The sequence below is a fragment of the Georgenia wutianyii genome, assembly GCF_006349365.1.
Classification (GTDB): Bacteria; Actinomycetota; Actinomycetes; order Actinomycetales; family Actinomycetaceae; genus Oceanitalea; species Oceanitalea wutianyii.
In genome coordinates, this window is the sequence record NZ_CP040899.1 from 3435977 (window position 1) to 3454625 (window position 18649).

Here is an 18649-nt window from a genome sequence, read left to right on the forward strand (position 1 = left end):
CCTCATGTCCGCCGTCCCCGCGCCACGCCGCCGCATTCCGGCGCCGCCGCGTCCGCGACCCGGCGCGCCGCGCTCGACGCTGCTGCCGGTCGTCGACGAGACGTCCGCCGGCGGGCTGGTCGTGCGGGTGGAGGACCGCCAGGCGTTCACCGCCGTCATCGCGCGGCGCAACCGCGGCGGGCGACTGGAGTGGTGCCTGCCCAAGGGCCACCTCGAGGGTGAGGAGACACCGGAGGAGGCCGCCGTCCGCGAGATCGCCGAGGAGACCGGGATCACCGGGCGGGTGCTGCGGCACCTCGCGACGATCGACTACTGGTTCTCCGGCGACGACCGCCGGGTGCACAAGGTCGTCCACCACTACCTCCTCGAGGCGACGAGCGGGGACCTGACCACGGAGAACGACCCGGACCAGGAGGCGGAGGACGTCGCCTGGGTGAGCCTCACCGAGGTCGCCTCGCGTCTCGCCTACCCGAACGAGCGGCGCGTGGTCGCCACCGCGAGGGACGTGCTGGCCGGCCGCGCATGAACATCTCCTGGACCTCGTCCGGGGCCGGCCGTCGAGCGCTCGCGCTGCTCCTGCTCGCCCTCGCGACCTGCCTGCTCCCCGGCGCCCTCGTGCCCGCCACCGCGACCCCCTCCGAGCCGGAGGAGGACGCGGAGGTGACCGTCGCCCTCACCGACATCCGTCCGGCGGTCCTCACCCCGGACGAGGACCTCGTCGTGCGCGGCACGGTGACCAACGGGACCGACACCGCCCTCGAGGTGCCCGAGCTGCGGCTGCGCGCCCAGCAGAGCGCCCCGATCAGCCGCTCCCTCCTCGAGCGCTGGCTCGAGCCCACCTCCCTGTCCGCGACGACGCTCCTCGCCGCCGAGCGACTGCCCGAGCCGCTCGCCCCGGGCGCCTCGGCGTCCTTCACGCTCACCGTGCCGGCGGACTCGCTCCCCTTCGCGCGCAGCTACTCGGCCTGGGGCCCGCGCGGCATCGAGGTCACCGCGCAGGACGCCGCCGCGACGACGTCCCTCAGCCCGGCGGCCGCGCGCAGCTTCCTCCTGTGGTGGCCGGACATCGAGGTCGAGCCGATGCCGCTCGCCGTCCTCGCGGCCGCGGTCCCCACGGCGGCGGAGCGGACGGTCGCCCAGGAGACCGACACCGGGCTGGGCGCCGCCTCGGCCGAACGTCTCGAGCCGCTCCTCGCGGCGCTGGACCAGCCGGCCGTCGACGTCGCGATCGACCCGTCGCTCCTCATCGACGTGCCCGCGGTCGTCGACCTCACCACCGGTGAGGATCCGCAGGACGACCAGACCCCCGAGCCCACCCCCCCGAAGTCGGCGCTCGCGACGACGATCGAGGAGTTCGCCGCCTCGCCGGGCCACACCGTCCACGCCCTGCTCTGGGCCGACGCCGACGCCGCCGCGCTCGCCCACGCGAACCGCACCGACCTCCTCGAGGACGTCGCCGTCGACCGTGACGTGGCCCTGGAGCGCTCGGGCCTCGACGCCTCGACCGGGCTCGCCTGGCCGGCGGGGCCCACCCCGGACCAGCGGACCCTCGCCGCGCTCGTGGAGGCCGGCGCCGGCGCGGTCGTGCTGCCCTCCGACGGCCTGTCGTCCCTCGCCCAGCTCACCTACACCCCCTCCGCGCGCACCGACGTCGTCGCCGAGGGGACCACGCTGCCGGCCGTCCTCACCGACGAGCGGCTCTCCGCACTCCTCACGGGCCGGCTGCTGCCGGTCAACCCGACCGCGGACCAGGTCGTCGTCGAGCTCGACCCGCTCACCGCCCGTCAGTACCTCCTCGCCGAGACCGCGGTCATCGCGCGTGAGCGCCCGGCCGACCCGCGCGAGCTGCTCCTCACCGTCCCCCGGAACTTCAGCGGGGACCCGTCGCTGCTCGCCGAGCAGCTCACCACCCTCGCCGAGGTCCCCTGGGTCGACCGGATGACCCTGGAGGAGATGCTCGACCGTCCCGCTCCGGAGCTCGAGCGCGAGACGCTGCCGGCGCTCGTCGTCGAGGAGGGCGAGATGACCTCCGGCGAGCTCACCACCCTCGAGGAGGTCCTCGCCGAGACGACGGCGTTCGCCGAGGTCCTCGCCGAGCCCGCGGCGCTCGTCGAGCCGGTCCGTCGCGCCCTGCTCGAGCTCACCTCCGCCGAGTGGCGCGAGCGGCCGCGCACCCGCGCCGCTCTCCTCACGGCTGCCGAGGAGGCATCCGACACCCGCCGCGGGCTCGTCGCCGCGCGCCCCGGCAGCACTCTCAACCTCATCAACGACGAGGCGCACATCCCCGTCGCCGTGACCAACGAGATGACCCGCCCGGCGACGGTCCTCGTGCGCCTGGCCCCCCGTGACCCGCGGCTCGTGGCCGACGAGGCCGTGCTCCTGGAGGTTCCCGCGCAGCAGTCGGCGACGGCGCAGGTGCCCGTGCACGCGGTCGGCAGCGGCGACGTCGTCGTCGACGTCGTCCTCGCCGCGCCGGACGGCACCCCGATCGACGAGCCGCGCGAGATCCAGGTGCGGGTGCGGGCCGACTGGGAGACCGTGGGGACGGCCGTCGTCGCGGGTCTGCTCGTGCTCATGATCGTCGTCGGGCTCGTGCGCACCGTGCGCCGCGGGCGTCGGAACAAGGAGGTGAGCGTCGCGTGAGCGAGGAACGCCGGGGCCTGGCCGGGTCCGCGGCACTGATGTTCTCCGGAACCCTCGTCTCCCGCCTGCTCGGGCTGGTGCGCAACGTCGCCCTCGTCGCGGCGATCGGCGTCACCGGCGCCGCGAACTCCTTCGCGGTGGCCAACAAGCTGCCGAACATCATCTACATGCTCGTCGCGGGCGGTGTCCTCAACGCGATCCTCGTCCCGCAGATCGTCCGGGCGATGAAGGGCCGCGACAACGGCGAGGAGTACGTCAACCGCCTCCTGACGATGGCGGGGGCCGCGCTCCTGGGCCTCACGCTCCTGCTCACCGCGGGGGCGAGCGTGCTCGTCGCGGTCTACGCCTCCGAGCTCGACCCCGTGTGGTTCGACCTCGCCGTCGCCTTCGCGCTGTGGTGCGTGCCCCAGCTGTTCTTCTACGGCATGTACACGCTGCTCGGGCAGGTGCTCAACGCCCGCGGCATCTTCGGGCCCTACATGTGGGCGCCCGCGGTCAACAACGTCATCGCGATCATCGGCCTCGTCGCCTACATCGTCGTCTTCGGCGGGACACCGACCGGCGCCCACGAGGACCCGGGCACGTGGACCGGGCTGCGCACCGCCCTCATCGGCGGCACCGCGACGCTCGGCGTGGCTGTCCAGGCCGCCGTCCTCGTCCTGCCGCTGCGCCGCGCCGGCTTCCACTTCCGGCCCCGGTGGGGGCTGCGCGGCTCGGGCCTGGGACGGGCGAGCAAGGTCGCGACGTGGGCGTTCGCCAGCCTCCTCGTCGCCCAGCTCGGCTTCATCGCGGTGTCCAACCTCGCCGCGGCGGCCGCCGGCAGCGGGACCGGCTTCGTCGCCGGCAACGCCGCCTGGGAGAACGCGAACTTCCTCTACCTGCTCCCGCAGTCGCTCATCACCGTCTCCCTCGTCACCGCCCTGTTCACCCGGGTCTCGGACTACGCGGCCGGCGGGGACACCGCCGCCGTCCGCGACGACCTGTCCCTCGGGCTGCGCACCATCGGGGTGTTCACCGTCTTCGCCGGCGGCGCGCTCGCCGTCCTCGCCCTCCCGCTCGTCCAGGCGACGATGCCGACGACGACGATCCCCGAGGCCCGCGGCATCGCCCGGATCGTCGTCGCCCTCCTCCTCGGCATCGCGGCGCTCGGCGCGTTCACGATGATCCAGCGGGTCTACTACGCCTTCGAGGACACGAAGTCGCTGTTCAAGCTGCAGCTGCCGCTCACCGGCATCGTCATCGTCGGCGCGCTCGTGTCCACGCTGCTGCCCCCGGAGTGGTGGCTCGTCGGGGCGGCGGTCGCGACGTCGCTGTCGAACGTCGTCGGCTCGGTCGTCGCCTACCTCGCGCTGCGGCTCAAGCTGCCGAGCCTGGACGGCTCGCGGGTGCTGCGCACCCACATCCGCCTCGTCCTCGCCGCGACGCCGGCGCTGCTCCTCGGGTGGGGCCTGCTGCACCTCCTCGGCCCGACGACGACGGCCGACGCGTGGCCGGTGCGGATGCTCCTCGCGACCCTCAAGGCCGGGCTCGTGGGCACGGTCATGCTCGCCGTGTACCTCGGCCTGCTGCGGGCGCTGGCGGTGAGCGAGCTCGACGTCATCCTCCGGCCGGTGACCCGGATGGCACGGTCGGCGGCCCGCCGGGTGCCCGTCCTCGCGCGACTCACCGGTTCCCCGGCGGCCGAGGACCAGGCGGTCAGTACGATGGGCACGGACGACAGGGAAGGCCCAGGACCCGGGCCTGACAGAGGGAGCAGGACGCTGGACGACCACGCACGCGCCACCGCCCCCGCGCTGGCACAGGGCACACTGCTGTCCGGACGCTACCGACTGGACCGCGAGCTCACCGCGATCCTGCCCGGCACCGCCCTGTGGCACGGGCAGGACGAGATCCTCGAACGGCCGGTGCGGGCGCTCGTGCTCCCCTCGACCACCGGGCCCTCGGCCGAGACCCTCGACGCCGCACGGCGCGCCGCCCTCGTCGACGACCCCCGCCTGGAGCGGGTGCTCGACGTCGGCGCCCAGGACGGCCACGCGTTCGTCGTCGCCGACGTCGCGAACGGGCAGTCCCTCGAGGAGCTCACCGTCTCCGGCGCCCTGGACGCCGAGCAGGCCCGCTCAGTGGTCGGCGAGGCCGCCAGCGCCCTGGAGGCCGCTCGCCGGCGCGGGGTGCACCACCTCGCCCTCACCCCGGCGGCCGTCCACGTCACCGGCGACGGCCAGGTCCGGCTCGCCGGCCTCGGTGTGGCCGCCGCCTACCTCGGCATCGACCTCGACCCCGTCTCCGCGTCACAGCACGACACCCTCGGGCTCGTCCGGCTGCTCTACCTCGCCCTCACCGGCACCTGGCCCTACCCGGCCGACGGCCCGGACCTCGCGGTCCAGGCCCCGCCCGCCCGCACCGTGGGCGGCGTCCCGGTCGCGCCGAGCAGCCTGCGCGACGAGGTCCCCGCCGACCTCGACGCACTGTGCTCCCGCACGATGAGCGGCCAGGGGCCGCGCACGCCGAGCGAGCTCATCCGCGAGCTCGCGCCCTGGCGCGACATCAACGTCGAGACCCTGGCCGGGGACCACCCCGTGTGGCCCGGTGCCCTGGCCGCCGTCGGTGCTGCCGCGGCGGGGGCGCGGGACGAGGCCACCGCGGCCGAGGCCGCCGAGGCGTCGGCCGCCACGGACCGCACGGCCGGCTCACCCGCCGACGCCACCCTCGAGGCGGCCGAGGAGGCCGCTCTCATCGAGACGGCGGAGGACACCGCCGTGCGTGCGCCCCGCGTGCTCGACGAGGAGCCGGTCGAGGCCTGGCCGGCCGACGAGCCCCAGCCCGCGCAGCCCGCACCCGCCGACGAGGCGCCCGTCGCGGCACCCGAGCCGGTCGACGAGCCCGCCGCGCAGCCGGGGCTCCCCGAGGAGCCCGCGGGCGAGACCCTCGTCGGGATGCCCGCGGTGACGGGCACGAGCGCCCCGACCGACACGCCACAGCCCGCCACCGAGCGGCCCGCCCCGGCGTGGGAGTCGGTCGTCCAGGGTGAGGACGCCGGCTCGCCGACGCCCGCGCCCGAGCCCGCGACCCGTGACACCACGGCGTGGTACCCGCGGACGCCGCCCGCGGACACGAGCGCACCGGAGGACTTCACGGCCGTCGTCGCCGGGGAGGACGCCGAGGCACCCGGCGCGCCGCTGGCCGCCCGCCACCCGCGCGGCTCGGTCATCACCGCGGCCGTCGGCGCCGGTGTCGGCGGCGCTGCCGCGGCCGTCGCGGACTCCACCCGCCGCGCCGTCGACGCCGTCAAGGGACGCGTCTCCGCCGGGGCCGAGAAGGTCTCCGAGGCCGCCGCCACCCGCACCGCCGAGCGTGAGGCCCGCGCCGAGCAGGCGCTCGCCGAGACCCGTGAGGCCGACGTCCGGGCGGCGCTCGAGCACGACCGCGTCCCGGCGGACCCCACGCCCACCACCGTCGATCAGGAGGCACCCGCCTTCGGGCCCGCCGAGCCGCGCACCTGGGAGGAGGTCGTCGCCGAGCCGGAGCCCGAGCGCGGCGGCCCCGTCCCCTTCCGTGAGCGGCGCCTGGACCCCACGCCGATCGTGCTCGCGATCGCCTTCGTCGCCGTCATCATCGGCGCGATCATCGCCTTCCGGACGCTCACCGCCGACCCCGGCCCCGTCGAGCGCCCGACGACGATCACCGCCCCCGCCGAGACCCCTGCCCCGCAGGAGCCCGGCGACGGTGCGACGACCGCCCCGCCGGAGGCGGCCGCCCCCGAGGCGCCCGCACCGGTGATCGCCTCCCTCACCCCGCTCGACCCCGAGGGCGACGGCGCGGAGAACCCCGAGCTCACCCCGCAGGCGACGGACGGCGACCCCGCCACCTACTGGCGCTCGCGCTCCTACGTCGACCCCGGGTACGGGATGAAGTCCGGCATCGGGCTCGCCGTCCAGCTCGAGCAGGAGAGCCTCGTCTCGGGCGTCACCATCGACCTCCTGGGTCAGGGCGGGAACGTGGAGATCCGCGCGACCGACCCGGCGACGCCCACCGAGGGCGAGCTGCTCGCCTCCGGCCCGATGGGCCCGGCCACGACCTTCACCTTCGCCGAGCCGGTCGTCACCGACAGGCTCGTGCTCTGGTTCACCTCCCTGCCGGTCGCGGGCTCCGACGGACGCAACCGCATCGAGCTCGCGGAGCTCACCGTCGAGTGACGACGGAACAAAACCCGCGCCACCGGCCTTGACCCCATGAGTACCCCGAACACCGAAGGATTGTCATGACGGACAGCACGACCACCACCCTCCACGAGGTCGTCATCGTCGGCTCCGGCCCGGCCGGCTACACCGCGGCCGTCTACGCCGGACGCGCCAACCTCGAACCGGTCGTCATCGCCGGCGCCGTCACCGCCGGCGGCGCGCTGATGAACACCACCGAGGTGGAGAACTTCCCGGGCTTCCCCGAGGGGATCATGGGCCCCGAGCTCATGGAGCGGATGCAGGCCCAGGCCGAGAAGTTCGGCGCCGCCGTCGTCTACGACGACGCCGTCTCGGTCGACCTCACGGGGGACGTCAAGACCGTGACGACCGCCGAGGGCGACGTCTACCGGGCCCGCACCGTCATCCTCGCCAACGGCTCGGCCTACAAGGAGCTGGGCCTCGAGGGCGAGAAGACCCTCGGTGGGCGCGGGGTGTCCTACTGCGCCACCTGCGACGGCTTCTTCTTCCGCGAGCAGCACATCGTCGTCGTCGGTGGCGGTGACAGCGCGATGGAGGAGGCCACCTTCCTCACGAAGTTCGCCTCGAAGGTCACCGTCGTCCACCGCCGCGAGGAGCTGCGGGCCTCGAAGATCATGGCCGAGCGCGCCATGTCGAACCCGAAGATCGAGTTCGCGTGGAACAGCGAGGTCGCCGCGATCCACGGCACCGACAAGGTCACCGGCCTCACCCTGCGCGACACCGTCACCGGTGAGGAGCGCGATATCGACGCCACCGGCGTGTTCGTCGCGATCGGGCACGTGCCGCGCACCGACATGCTCGTCGGCCAGGTCGACCTCGACGAGAGCGGCTACATCGTCGTGTCCTCGCCCTCGACCGCGACGAGCGTCCCCGGCGTCTTCGCCTGCGGCGACGCCGTGGACCACACCTACCGCCAGGCCATCACGGCCGCTGGCACCGGGTGCGCCGCCGCGCTGGACGCCGAGCGCTACCTCGCCGCCCTCGGCGAGGCGGCCGAGCCGGACGCCGATGCCTCCCAGACCCCGCAGGGCGCCGTCGCGCTGTGAGCGTCCCCGCGTTCCCCCAGGTCACCGACGACACCTTCGCCGAGGAGGTGCTCGCCGCCCCCGGGCCGGTGCTCGTCGACTTCTGGGCGGCATGGTGCCAGCCGTGCCTCAAGCTCTCCCCGGTCCTCGCGGAGCTGGCCGCCGACTTCGGCGACCGGCTCCGCGTCGTCGGCCTCGACGTCGACGAGAACCCCGACACGACGCGCGAGTACGGCATCGTCTCGATCCCGACGCTCGTGCTGTTCCGCGACGGTGAGCTCGTGACATCGCTCGTCGGAGCGCGGCCCAAGCCCACCCTCGCCCAGGAGCTCGCGACGCTCGTTCCCTGACACTCCGACCTGGGCAGGCGTCGCGGCGGCGTAGCCTGGCCCTACGCGTCAGGTGACGCGCGCACGAGGAGGCCTCCATGACGACACCCGAACCGCATCAGCCGCCCACGGCGGCGGCCGGCACCCGGCTCGACCCGTGGTTCTCCTCCTACGCCCAGCGAGCTCACGGGATGCGCTCCTCGGAGATCCGGGCGCTGTTCGCCGTCGCGAGCCGCCCGGAGGTGGTGTCGCTGGCCGGTGGGATGCCGAACATCTCCGGCCTGCCGATCGACTTCCTCGCCGACATGACGGCGAAGCTGCTGCGCGACCGCGGACCGGAGGCGCTGCAGTACGGCAGCGGCCAGGGCGAGGTCGAGATGCGCGAGCAGATCGTCGAGGTCATGCGCTACGACCACGTCCACGCCCACCCGGACGACGTCGTCGTCACCACCGGCTCCCAGCAGGCGCTCGACCTCGTCACCGAGATCTTCATCGACCCGGGTGACGTCATCGTCGCCGAGGCGCCCAGCTACGTCGGCGCGCTCGGGGTGTTCCGGGCCTACCAGGCCGACATCGTCCACGTCGCGATGGACGACCAGGGCCTGGTCCCCGAGGAGCTCGAGCGCACGCTGCGCCGGCTCGCCGCCGAAGGGCGGCGGGTGAAGATGCTCTACACCGTCCCGAACTTCCACAACCCGGGCGGGGTCACGCTCGCCGAGGAGCGCCGGCCGCGGATCGTGGAGATCTGCCGCCGGCACGGCGTGCTCATCCTCGAGGACAACCCCTACGGGCTCCTCGGCTTCGACGGCGACCCGCTCCCGTCGCTCAAGAGCTACGACCCCGACGCCGTCGTCTACCTCGGCTCCTTCTCCAAGACCTTCGCCCCGGGCTACCGTGTGGGATGGGCGGCCGCGCCGCACGCCGTGCGCGAGAAGCTCGTGCTGGCCAGCGAGGCGGCCATCCTCTCGCCCTCGCGCTTCAGCCAGCTGTCCATCACCTCCTACCTCCAGGGGTACGACTGGTACGGGCAGGTCAAGGACTTCCGCGACCAGTACCGCACCCGCCGCGACGCGATGATGTCGGCGCTCACCGAGTACCTGCCCGAGGCGCGCTGGACCGTGCCGGACGGCGGGTTCTACACGTGGGTGACGCTGCCGCCAGGGCTGGACGCCAAGGCGATGCTGCCGCGCGCGGTGACCAACCTCGTCGCCTACGTGTCCGGCACGGCGTTCTACGCCGACGGGCAGGGTGCGGACCACATGCGCCTGTCGTTCTGCTACCCGACCCCGGAGCGCATCCGGGAGGGAGTGCGCCGCCTCGCCGGCGTCGTACGCTCCGAGCTCGAGCTCACCGAGATGTTCGGGACGGCGGGCTCCCGGCGCACGAGCGAGGACCCGCTGGCCGACGCCCCGAGCCCGGACCAGACCTGACCGAGAGCGGAGTGACAATGACGAACGCCGACAACCCCCGCGTCCTCGTCCTCGCGGGAGGACTCTCGCACGAGCGCGACGTCTCCCTGCGGTCCGGGCGCCGGGTGGCGCAGCTGCTCCGCGACGGAGGACTGGACGTCGAGGTCCGCGACCTGGACCCCGAGCTGCTGCCCGCGCTCAGCGCGGACCCGCCGGACGTCGTCTTCCCGCTGGTCCACGGCTCCACCGGGGAGGACGGCTCGATCCGCGCCCTCCTGGAGCTGCTCGACATCCCGTACGTCGGCAGCACGTCGGCCGCGTGCCGTCTGGCCTCGCGCAAGCCGGTCGCCAAGGAGCTCGTCGCCGCCGCCGGCGTCGCCACCCCGCCGTTCGTCACCTTCCCGCGCGGGCTGTTCACCGAGATCGGCTCGAGCGAGGTGCTGGCCACCGCCGTCGCAGGAGTGGGCCTGCCGCTCGTCGTCAAGCCCGAGGACGGCGGCTCGGCGCTCGGCGTCACCGTCGTCACCCGGGCCGAGGACCTCCCCGAGGCGATGGTCTCCTGCTTCTCCTACGGCAACGCCGCCCTCGTGGAACGTGCCGTCACGGGCACGGAGGTGGCTGTCTCCGTCGTCGATCTCGGCGACGGGCCCGTTGCCCTGCCCCCGGTCGAGATCGTCACCGAGGGGCCCTACGACTACGACGCGCGCTACAACGCCGGGCGCACCGAGTACTTCGTGCCCGCCCGGCTCGACGAGGAGACGACGGTGGTGGCCGCCCGGGCCGCCGTCGCCGCGCACGAGGCGCTCGGGCTGCGGGATCTGTCGCGCACCGACCTCATCGTCGACGAGAACGGCACGCCGTGGTTCCTCGACATGAACGTCGCGCCCGGGATGACCGAGACGTCCCTCTTCCCGCAGTCAGCGCAGGCGTGGGCGGCCGGTGGCGGCCCGTCCTTCACCGAGCTCGTGACCACGCTCGTGCGCCAGGCTGCCGCGCGGGGCTGACGAAGCTGGGCTGACACGCTGGGAGCGGGGCGACCGAGAGGTCGCCCCGCTCCCAGCGTGCTCAGTTCTCCAGCGCCGGGCGCTCGACGTTCGGGGCGAGCACGTCGAGGATCCGGTTGAGGTCCTCGAGGCTGGCGAACTCGATGTTGATCCGGCCCTTGCGCTGGCCCATCCCGATCTTCACGCGCGTGTCGAAGCGGTCGGCGAGGCGGGTCGCGAGCTCGTTGAGCTCGGCGACGTGGGCGCCCCCGCGGGGACGCCGGCGCATCTCCGGGGCGGTGGGCTCGTCACCGAGCGCGACGATCTCCTCGGTGGTGCGCACGCTCAGCCCTTCGGCGACGATCCGCTGCGCGAGGCGCTCCATCGCGGCCGGGTCCGAGAGCCCGAGGAGGGCGCGGGCGTGGCCTGCCGACAGGACGCCTGCCGCGACGCGTCGCTGGACGAGCGCGGGGAGCTTGAGCAGGCGCAGCGTGTTCGAGATCTGCGGGCGGGAGCGGGCGATGCGGGAGGCGAGCTCCTCGTGCGTGCACTCGAAGTCCTCGAGGAGCTGCTGGTAGGCGGCCGCCTCCTCCAGGGGGTTGAGCTGGGCCCGGTGGAGGTTCTCCAGGAGCGCGTCGCGCAGGAGGTCGTTGTCCTCCACGTGCCGGATGATCGCCGGCACGGACTCCAGCCCGGCGAGCTGAGTGGCCCGCCAGCGCCGCTCACCCATGATGAGCTCGTACCGCGCGCCCTCACCCTCGGGCAGGGGACGCACGACGATCGGCTGGAGGACGCCGACCTCACGGATCGAGGAGGCGAGCTCCTCGAGCTCGTCCTCGTCGAAGACCTGACGGGGCTGGCGCCGGTTGGCGATGACCTCGTGGACGCCCACCTCAGCGAAGGAGGCGCCCGGGACGGGGGCGAGGCCGCCGGTGTCCGCGGCGTCCGTCGGCTCGGGGGCGGGCTCCGGTGCGCTGGGTGCAGCGGGCTCCGGCTCGGGAGCCGTCTCCGTCTTGCGACCGGGGTTGACGGTGTCCTTGGGGATGGAGGGGCGCTTACGGGACTTCGTGGTCGCCGTCGTCGTCGTGCGCGCGTTCGCGCTCCTCGCGGGCCTCTCCTCGACGGCCGCCGGGGTGGAGGCCGACGTCGTGACGGCACGTGCGGCGGGCTCACCGGCGGGCTTGCTCGGGAAGAACACGTCGACGGGACGGCCCTCGGTCGGCGCGGTCGGGATCAGGGCGCCGAGGCCCTTGCCGAGCCCCCGTCGCTTCTCACTCATTGACATCCTCCGAACGTGGTGCCGCGGCGGACTGCGGCTGGGACTGGGACACGGCCGCGGTGACGCCCTCTGCCGCGCGCTCCGCCATCTCCTGCGCTGCGGCCCGGTAGGCCAGCGCGCCGGTGGAGCCCGGGTCGTAGGTGAGGACTGTCTGGCCGTAGGACGGGGCCTCGGAGATCCGGACCGAGCGAGGGATCGACACCTCGAGCGTCTGGGCCGGGAAGTGCTCGCGGACCTCGTCCGCCACCTGCCGGGACAAGTTCGTCCGCTTGTCGAACATCGTGAGCAGGATCGTCGACACGTGTAGCGTAGGGTTGAGGTGTCCCCTGATGAGTTCGATGTTCCGCAGGAGCTGGCTCAGGCCCTCGAGCGCGTAGTACTCGGACTGGATCGGGATGAGTACCTCGCGTGCAGCGACGAAGGCGTTCACGGTCAGCAGCCCGAGGCTCGGAGGGCAGTCGATGAAGACATAGTCGAAACGCTGCTCAGGCGCCTGGGCCTCGAGGTACGTCGCGATCGCGTTCCGCAGCCGGTTCTCGCGGGCCACCATGGAGACGAGCTCGATCTCGGCTCCGGACAGGTCGATGGTCGCCGGTGCGCAGAACAGGCCGTCGACATCGGGGCAGGGCTGGACCACCTCGGAGAGCGGGGTGTCCTCGATGAGCACGTCGTAGGTCGACGGCGTGCCGGCGCGGTGGTCGATCCCCATCGCCGTGGATGCGTTGCCCTGGGGGTCGTTGTCGATGACGAGGACGCGCAGTCCACCGATCGCCAACGCCGCCGCGAGGTTCACCGTGGTGGTGGTCTTCCCGACGCCGCCCTTCTGGTTGGCGACGGTGAGGATCTTCGTCTCGGGAGGCCGGGGGAAGGTCCTCCCCTCCAGCGACATGCGACGGCGAGCGTCCTCGGCAAGCTGAGCCGCCAGTGGCGTCGATTCGTCGAAGGCGTCGAGCCCGAGGATGCTGGCGGGATCGCCGCGGTTCACGTGGTCCACACCGTTTCCCTTCGGAGGGCGCGGCATGGTGTCGTCCGACCTGGTCACACGCACCCCTAGTTCCGCAGTAGTTCGAGAGTGGTCCCAGCCTAGTCGCTGGGCCCTGGATGCCCTTGCAGGCAGGCCGTAGCGTCCCCGTGTTTCGCGTCGCGCCGGCGACTTCGGTGTGAGCGGCTTGGTGGCGGTTTCACGTGAAACAGGCAGGAGCAGGCCTCTGCGCCGACACGCTCCCCTCTCGATCTGCCGTAGGGACTCCGCCGAGCTGGACGCCCGATGTGCAGCGCCGGCCCACTCGGCTCCGGTGCGCCCATCTCCGTTCGGGGACTTCGGTGTCGGCAGGTCACGGACATCCGGTGATGGGGAACGGCGCGCGCTGCGACGACGAGGCCGAGCGCCCGATACTCCTTCGCACTCGGGTAGGAGCCGCGGCCAGTTTCACGTGAAACATGAGAGGGGCCCACCACCGCGGCGAAGGTCTGTGCGCCAGGTGTGCGTTCGCCCCTCCCTGCAGGGTTGGTAGCCCCGACTGGTCTCCCTTACAGCGTCTGCACGTCATCAGCGGCGGCCCAGTGGGGCTGACACGCTCCCGTCCGATGCTGAGTGCGTCGGCAGCGCCTGGGACAGGTTCTTCCGTGCGCTGGCGTTCTATGCCGGCTGCCGTCGCGTGGGGAGCGATCCTGATGCCGACGATCGATTCCGCGCCCGAGCTCCGAACAGCGACACGAACGGATCAGGCCCGGCGGTGCTCGCCAGTCGTCACCGCTCCTGCCTTCCAGTGCGTTGGTTTCACGTGAAACCAGACGCGTCGACGGCCGAACTGGCGGAAACTGAGTCTCCGGATGCGCGTCATACCGCGGATCTGAGCGCTGTCCCCAAGGTTCCCCACAGCGGTGGATAGCGCGCCCGAGCCTGCGCCAGCGTCCGTGTCGCCGAATCGAACGACTCGCACCACGGACCCTTCGGGTCCTAGCAGCTGCCGGTCACCGGTGTGCGAAGGCCGTTCGAAGCGATGTGCCGATGGGCCGAGAGTGCGACAAGTACGCGCTGTCGATCTGTTCCTGCGACGCTGATCATCTGCTCGTATACGAACGGCCATCACGTCGCTAGTACGCGGTGGGTTTCACGTGAAACAGGGCCGCATGACGGGAGGATGGCGAGATGAACGTCCACCGTGACCACGGTGGCCCTCGGAGATCCCTGAGGCATCACACCAGATGTTCCGGCAGTGGCTCTTTGGTTTCACGTGAAACCGGCGCCCTTGTTTCACGTGAAACGGGCGCCAACAGACGCCTCTCGGACTATGAGGTCCGACGGGCGCTGCCCCGGACCTCGCGGAACTCACCCCCTAAGCTCCACGTGGCGTTAGCGTCGAGCTGCACGATGGGCCATTCTCGTGTCACGACAGGCCCGTCTCAGACGCAGTCCGTGACCTCCTCCGCGGTCCCCTGCGTGGCAGGCCAGACTCGACACCGCTGGTGTCACGTGCACGACAAGCATCGACCGCTGGTTTCACGTGGAACACAAGGAGCGCGCGCCCTCGGAGCCACCTATAGCCAGCCGTGACATGGAGGGGCGTAAGCCACGGCGGAGCGGTCCTGAGCGGTCGCGAATAGTGGCGCGGGCGACGAGTCAGTGATCTGTGGAAACGCGAAGGTGCACGTCGGACGGGAGTCGATCCGGCCCGGTGTCAGCCAAGCCCTCCCTCGCGGCGCTGTTTCACGTGAAACCTCGACGACAACGGGCATGAGATCGCGCAGCCGCGGGCTGCGCACGCGCACTGGCACGCGCCCCGAAGCAGCTGAGGCGGCCCCCATCGACCCGGTCCAGCCCCCGAGGTGCCTGCCGGCCACCATGAGCCGCCGCGCACACATCTAGCCCCCGTGGAGACACAGGTGAGCAGACCGAACGGGGTACCCGTTCGCCACGAGGACGTTTCACGTGGAACATCGCCATGGCCACGTACCTCCCGGAACCAACAGCGCCTGCGTCAACGTTTCGCGTCCGCACGACCTGCACTCGTCGCAGTGTCACGCTGCGGCACTTCAGTCTGGATTCCTGGACCTGAACGGTCCACAAGTCCACACCTAACGCCGCAGTCACGCGGGCCGGGACCCGGTGACCTCGACACCCTCGCGGAACCCGCCTTCTGCGGAACCCAGCTCTCGCGCAGAAGTCGGCTCTCGCGCGAAACTCCGCTCTCGCGCGAAACTCCGCTCTCGCGCGGAAGTTGGCTCTCGCGGGGGGTGTGCGGCGCCCGCAGGGGCGCTGGCCTTTTTGCGCGGATCGCGGCCGGCCCGGGGAGCTCAGGCGGGCTGGCGTTCGGCGGTGACGACGCGGGTGGGGTCGTCGGTGCCGGGCACGAGCACCTCATGGACCCGGGCGTCGCGCAGCCGGTACTTGCGCAGAGCCTTCGCGGCCTCGTCGATCTCCAGGGCAGCGCGCTCACCCTTGAGCGCGACGAGCGAGCCCCCAGGGGCGATGAGCGGGGCTACCCAGGGGATGAGCTTCTTCAGCGCCGCTACCGCGCGGGCGCTGACCACGTCGAACTCGCGCGCGCCGTGAAGCTCCTCGGCACGGGCCCGCTCGACGGTGACGTTCTCGATCGACAGCTCCGACGCGACGTCGTGCAGCCAGGCGACTCGTCGCTCCATCGGTTCGATGAGCGTGACCTCGAGGTCCGGTCGCATGAGTGCGACGACGACCCCGGGGAAGCCCGCGCCCGACCCGACGTCGCCGAAGGTCGCACCGTGGGGGACGAAGCCGGCCACGGCACTGGAGTTCAGCAGGTGCCTGCTCCACAGGCGGGGCAGCTCCCGAGGTCCGATGAGACCTCGCAGCTCTCCCTCCCGGACGAGGAGGTCGGCGAACGCCTCGAGCCGAGGCCACGCCTCGCCGAACACTCCCGCAGCCTCGGCCGGCGCCTGCTCGACGGCGCCGGCCCCGCTCTCCTCGGAGGACACTCTTATCTACACCTGTAGACTACTGCTCGCTGATGACGACGTGGCGGTGGGGCTCCACCCCGGCCGAGTCGCTCACCAGGCCGGCAGCTGCGACGGCGTCGTGCACGACCTTGCGCTCGAAGGGGTTCATCGGGTCGAGCGCGACCGACGCCGCCCCCGCCTTGACCTTGGCGATCGCCTCCTGGGCGATCGCGGTGAGCGCGACCTTGCGCCGACGCCGGAAACCGGCGATGTCGAGCATGAGACGGCTGCGCTCACCGGTCCGCGCCTGCACGGCGAGGCGGGTCAGCTCCTGGAGGGCGTCGAGGACCTCGCCGTCCTTGCCGACGAGCCGCTTGAGGGCACGGTCCTCGCTGTCCTCGTTGACGATCTCCACCGACGCGCGGCCGTGGTCGATGGACAGGTCGATGTCGCCGTCGAGGTCGGCGATGTCGAGCAGCTCCTCGAGGTAGTCCGCCGCGATCTCGCCCTCCTCCTCGAGCCGCTTCACGGTCGTGGAGACCTTGGTCGCCTCGGGACGTGCGTCGGCCTCCTGCTCGGCAGTCGTCTCCTCCGCCGCGGGAACCACGTCTTGCTCGCTCACGAGTTGATCCTTCTCTCTCAGCCCGACGACCCGGGCACTGTCAGGTCTGGTCTACTTGCCGGACTTGCCCGGCTTGTTGCGCCCCCGGCGCTCGAGCTCGGCTCGCCGCTGAGCCGCTCGCTGCGCGTGCCGTTCGGCTGCGCGCTCCTGGGGCGTCTTCTTCTTGGCGCCGTTCGCCCCGCCGCCGGCGGTGCCGGACGTCGTCTTCCCGGCCGTGGCCTCGTCCACCACGGACTCCGTGGCCGCCGAGTCCGCGCTCGTCGCCGAGGCAGCACTCGCACCCGTCGCGCCGGACGGCCTCGCCGTGGCCCCAGCGGGCCCGCTCTTCTTCGCGCGGTCCTTGCGCTTGGGCTGGACGCGCTGGCCCTTCTGGACGGGCCGCTCCGGCTCGGCGGGCTCGGGCAGCAGCTGCTCCACGGGCACGCCCTTGCGGGCGGCCTTGCGCTCGAGCTTGGCCCGCTCGCGCTCCTTGAACTTCTTCTCGGCCTCGGAGCCGGGCGCCGGCATCTTGCGGATCGTGTAGAACTGCTGGCCCATCGTCCACAGGTTCGTCGTGAGCCAGTAGACGAGCACACCGATCGGGAAGTAGACGCCGGAGAAGGCGAAGACGAGCGGCAGGATGTACATGAGCATCCGCTGCTGCTTGGCCATCGGGTTGTCCAGCGCGCTCTGCGGCATGTTCTTCATCGTCAGCTGCCGCTGCGTGGTGAACGTCGTCACCGACATGAGGATGATCATGACGATCGCGAGGACCCGGACGTTCATCGTCGACGCGGTGAGGAACGTGTCCGACAGCTGTGCCCCGAGCAGGGTCGAGTCCTGGAACTGGGCCGCCGTCGAGGCGTCGATCGGTCCGAGGGGCTGCCCCTCGCGGTAGGTGCCGTCGGCGATCTGGGGCATCGAGTAGAGCACCCGGAACAGCGCGAAGAAGATCGGGGACTGCGCGAGGATCGGCAGGCAGGAGGAGAACGGGTTGGTCCCGTGCTTCTGGTAGAGCGCCATCATCTCCGCCTGCATCTGCTGGCGGGACGCGGGGTCGTTCTTCCCCTTGTACTTCTTCTGCAGCTTCTGCATGTCGGGCTGCAGCATCTGCATCCCGCGCGAGGCCTTGATCTGCTTGAAGAACAGCGGGATCAGGAGGATGCGCATGATGACCGTGAGGCCGACGATGGCCAGCGCCCACGACCAGCCGCTCGACGGGTCCAGCCCGACGGCGGTCCAGAACTCATGGAAGAGATAGAGGATCCACGCGACGACCCACTTGATGGGGTACAGGATCGTGTCAAAGAAACCCATGAGGGCTGGCTCCTAGAGGTCTTGCGGCGCGTCGTTCGACGGCGCCCCACCGGCGGCTACCCCGAGAGTACGGGGTCGAGCGGACCGTGAGGTCCACGGCATCGGGTCGCCCTGCTCGGGGACGTGGTCAACCCCGCCGTCGCTCCACGGGTTGCACCGCAGCAGACGCCAGCCGGCCAGCAGGCTCCCGCGCACCGCGCCGTGCCGCTGCAGGGCGGTCACCGCGTAGGCGGAGCAGGAGGGGTAGTACCGGCACGAGGGTCCGAACCACGGGGAGACGATGAGCTGGTAGCCCTTCACGAGGAGCGCGAGCCCGCGGCCCACGACCCGTCCCAGCGCAGTCATCGCTGCGCCCGACGCCGTGCCCGGCGCAGCGCGACGTCGAGGTCCTCGCCGAGCTCGGCGCTCGACGCGCCCCGGGCAGCAGGAAGCGCCCGCACGACGATCGAGTCGCCGTCGTGCAGGTCGTTCATGCGCGGGGCCAGCAGGCCCCGCAGCCTCCGCTTCACCTGGTTGCGCTCGACGGCGTTACCCACCGCCTTCGACACCACCAGGCCGGCTCGGGGCGGGGTCGTCTCCCCGGCGCTCGAGGCGCCGAGGTGGACGACCAGCCGCCGCGTGCCACTGCGGGCACCACCGCGCACCGCGTCGGTGAACTCCTCCGACCGACGCATCCGGTGCTGCGGCGGCAGCACGGGTCAGGCCGAGAGCTTCTCGCGGCCCTTGCGGCGGCGAGCGCTGAGGATGGCGCGCCCGGCGCGCGTGCGCATGCGCAGCCGGAAGCCGTGCACCTTGGCACGCTTGCGGTTGTTCGGCTGGTAAGTCCGCTTGCTCACGGCAGTACTCCAAAACGTCGGTTGTCGTCGTGCTGCCCTGGGCAGCTGAGTGCGCGGTACGGCTGCTCCTCGGACCCACACGCGGGCACCACGGA

Annotated in this window: 15 protein-coding genes; 7 read left to right on the forward strand and 8 right to left on the reverse strand. The window is 72.2% G+C overall.

Translation table 11 applies throughout. From position 1 onward, the window contains the following. The first annotated feature begins 4 nt into the window (after positions 1-4). The 7 genes from FE251_RS15280 to FE251_RS15315 all read left to right on the forward strand — a co-directional run bounded on the left by FE251_RS15280 (position 5) and on the right by FE251_RS15315 (position 10627). Positions 5-526 (forward strand): NUDIX hydrolase, encoded by a 522-nt coding sequence (locus tag FE251_RS15280; RefSeq protein ID WP_139072267.1) that lies wholly within the window; start codon positions 5-7, stop codon positions 524-526. Beyond that, the gene (locus tag FE251_RS15285) at positions 523-2643 is read left to right on the forward strand and encodes a DUF6049 family protein (protein ID WP_139072266.1); all 2121 of its coding nucleotides are present in this window, start codon (positions 523-525) and stop codon (positions 2641-2643) included. Before FE251_RS15280 ends, FE251_RS15285 begins: the two co-directional genes overlap by 4 nt. Continuing rightward, the gene (locus FE251_RS15750) at positions 2640-6836 is read left to right on the forward strand and encodes a lipid II flippase MurJ (RefSeq protein ID WP_230976469.1); all 4197 of its coding nucleotides are present in this window, start codon (positions 2640-2642) and stop codon (positions 6834-6836) included. The genes FE251_RS15285 and FE251_RS15750 overlap by 4 nt, the downstream gene beginning before the upstream one ends. A 65-nt stretch (positions 6837-6901) precedes the next feature. Continuing rightward, positions 6902-7906 carry a thioredoxin-disulfide reductase gene (gene trxB / locus FE251_RS15300; protein WP_139072265.1) on the forward strand — a complete coding sequence of 335 codons (1005 nt, stop codon included), beginning with the start codon at positions 6902-6904 and terminating at the stop codon, positions 7904-7906. Further along, positions 7903-8235: a thioredoxin gene (gene trxA, locus FE251_RS15305; RefSeq protein ID WP_139949195.1), complete on the forward strand. Its 333-nt coding sequence runs from the start codon at positions 7903-7905 to the stop codon at positions 8233-8235. The genes trxB and trxA overlap by 4 nt, the downstream gene beginning before the upstream one ends. 77 nt (positions 8236-8312) lie before the next feature. Then, complete coding sequence (locus FE251_RS15310; protein ID WP_139072263.1) at positions 8313-9644, forward strand: aminotransferase-like domain-containing protein; 1332 nt, start codon at positions 8313-8315, stop codon at positions 9642-9644. Positions 9645-9661: 17 nt separating this feature from the next. Next, the gene (locus FE251_RS15315) at positions 9662-10627 is read left to right on the forward strand and encodes a D-alanine--D-alanine ligase family protein (protein ID WP_139949196.1); all 966 of its coding nucleotides are present in this window, start codon (positions 9662-9664) and stop codon (positions 10625-10627) included. Between the two features lie 61 nt (positions 10628-10688). On the opposite strand, the gene FE251_RS15320 is transcribed toward FE251_RS15315, so the two are convergent. The 8 genes from FE251_RS15320 to rpmH all read right to left on the reverse strand — a co-directional run bounded on the left by FE251_RS15320 (position 10689) and on the right by rpmH (position 18554). Continuing rightward, positions 10689-11885, reverse strand: coding sequence for a ParB/RepB/Spo0J family partition protein (locus FE251_RS15320; RefSeq protein WP_139949197.1), 1197 nt, complete (start codon positions 11883-11885; stop codon positions 10689-10691). Further along, the gene (locus tag FE251_RS15325; RefSeq protein WP_139072260.1) at positions 11878-12906 is read right to left on the reverse strand and encodes a ParA family protein; all 1029 of its coding nucleotides are present in this window, start codon (positions 12904-12906) and stop codon (positions 11878-11880) included. The genes FE251_RS15320 and FE251_RS15325 overlap by 8 nt, the downstream gene beginning before the upstream one ends. 2276 nt (positions 12907-15182) lie before the next feature. Next, a complete protein-coding gene (gene rsmG / locus FE251_RS15330) occupies positions 15183-15839 on the reverse strand; it encodes a 16S rRNA (guanine(527)-N(7))-methyltransferase RsmG (RefSeq protein WP_139949198.1) in 657 nt (218 codons plus the stop codon). Positions 15840-15858: 19 nt separating this feature from the next. Then, positions 15859-16422 carry a Jag family protein gene (locus tag FE251_RS15335; protein WP_139072259.1) on the reverse strand — a complete coding sequence of 188 codons (564 nt, stop codon included), beginning with the start codon at positions 16420-16422 and terminating at the stop codon, positions 15859-15861. Between the two features lie 51 nt (positions 16423-16473). Then, positions 16474-17718, reverse strand: coding sequence for a membrane protein insertase YidC (yidC, locus tag FE251_RS15340; protein WP_139072258.1), 1245 nt, complete (start codon positions 17716-17718; stop codon positions 16474-16476). A gap of 12 nt (positions 17719-17730) precedes the next feature. Continuing rightward, a complete protein-coding gene (yidD, locus tag FE251_RS15345; RefSeq protein ID WP_139072257.1) occupies positions 17731-18063 on the reverse strand; it encodes a membrane protein insertion efficiency factor YidD in 333 nt (110 codons plus the stop codon). After that, entirely contained in the window at positions 18060-18392 is a 333-nt protein-coding gene (gene rnpA, locus FE251_RS15350) for a ribonuclease P protein component (RefSeq protein ID WP_230976470.1), read from the reverse strand. Before rnpA ends, yidD begins: the two co-directional genes overlap by 4 nt. Before the next feature lie 24 nt (positions 18393-18416). Continuing rightward, entirely contained in the window at positions 18417-18554 is a 138-nt protein-coding gene (rpmH, locus tag FE251_RS15355) for a 50S ribosomal protein L34 (RefSeq protein WP_139072255.1), read from the reverse strand. Positions 18555-18649: the final 95 nt, after the last annotated feature.

Bases quoted from the DNA above. Each gene is read 5' to 3' on its own strand.
- rnpA (WP_230976470.1), bottom strand. From the start codon at position 18,392: ATGCGTCGGTCGGAGGAGTTCACCGACGCGGTGCGCGGTGGTGCCCGC.
- yidC (WP_139072258.1), bottom strand. From the start codon at position 17,718: ATGGGTTTCTTTGACACGATCCTGTACCCCATCAAGTGGGTCGTCGCG.
- FE251_RS15280 (WP_139072267.1), top strand. From the start codon at position 5: ATGTCCGCCGTCCCCGCGCCACGCCGCCGCATTCCGGCGCCGCCGCGT.
- FE251_RS15310 (WP_139072263.1), top strand. From the start codon at position 8,313: ATGACGACACCCGAACCGCATCAGCCGCCCACGGCGGCGGCCGGCACC.
- FE251_RS15285 (WP_139072266.1), top strand. From the start codon at position 523: ATGAACATCTCCTGGACCTCGTCCGGGGCCGGCCGTCGAGCGCTCGCG.
- trxB (WP_139072265.1), top strand. From the start codon at position 6,902: ATGACGGACAGCACGACCACCACCCTCCACGAGGTCGTCATCGTCGGC.
- yidD (WP_139072257.1), bottom strand. From the start codon at position 18,063: ATGACTGCGCTGGGACGGGTCGTGGGCCGCGGGCTCGCGCTCCTCGTG.
- FE251_RS15315 (WP_139949196.1), top strand. From the start codon at position 9,662: ATGACGAACGCCGACAACCCCCGCGTCCTCGTCCTCGCGGGAGGACTC.
- FE251_RS15320 (WP_139949197.1), bottom strand. From the start codon at position 11,885: ATGAGTGAGAAGCGACGGGGGCTCGGCAAGGGCCTCGGCGCCCTGATC.
- FE251_RS15325 (WP_139072260.1), bottom strand. From the start codon at position 12,906: ATGCCGCGCCCTCCGAAGGGAAACGGTGTGGACCACGTGAACCGCGGC.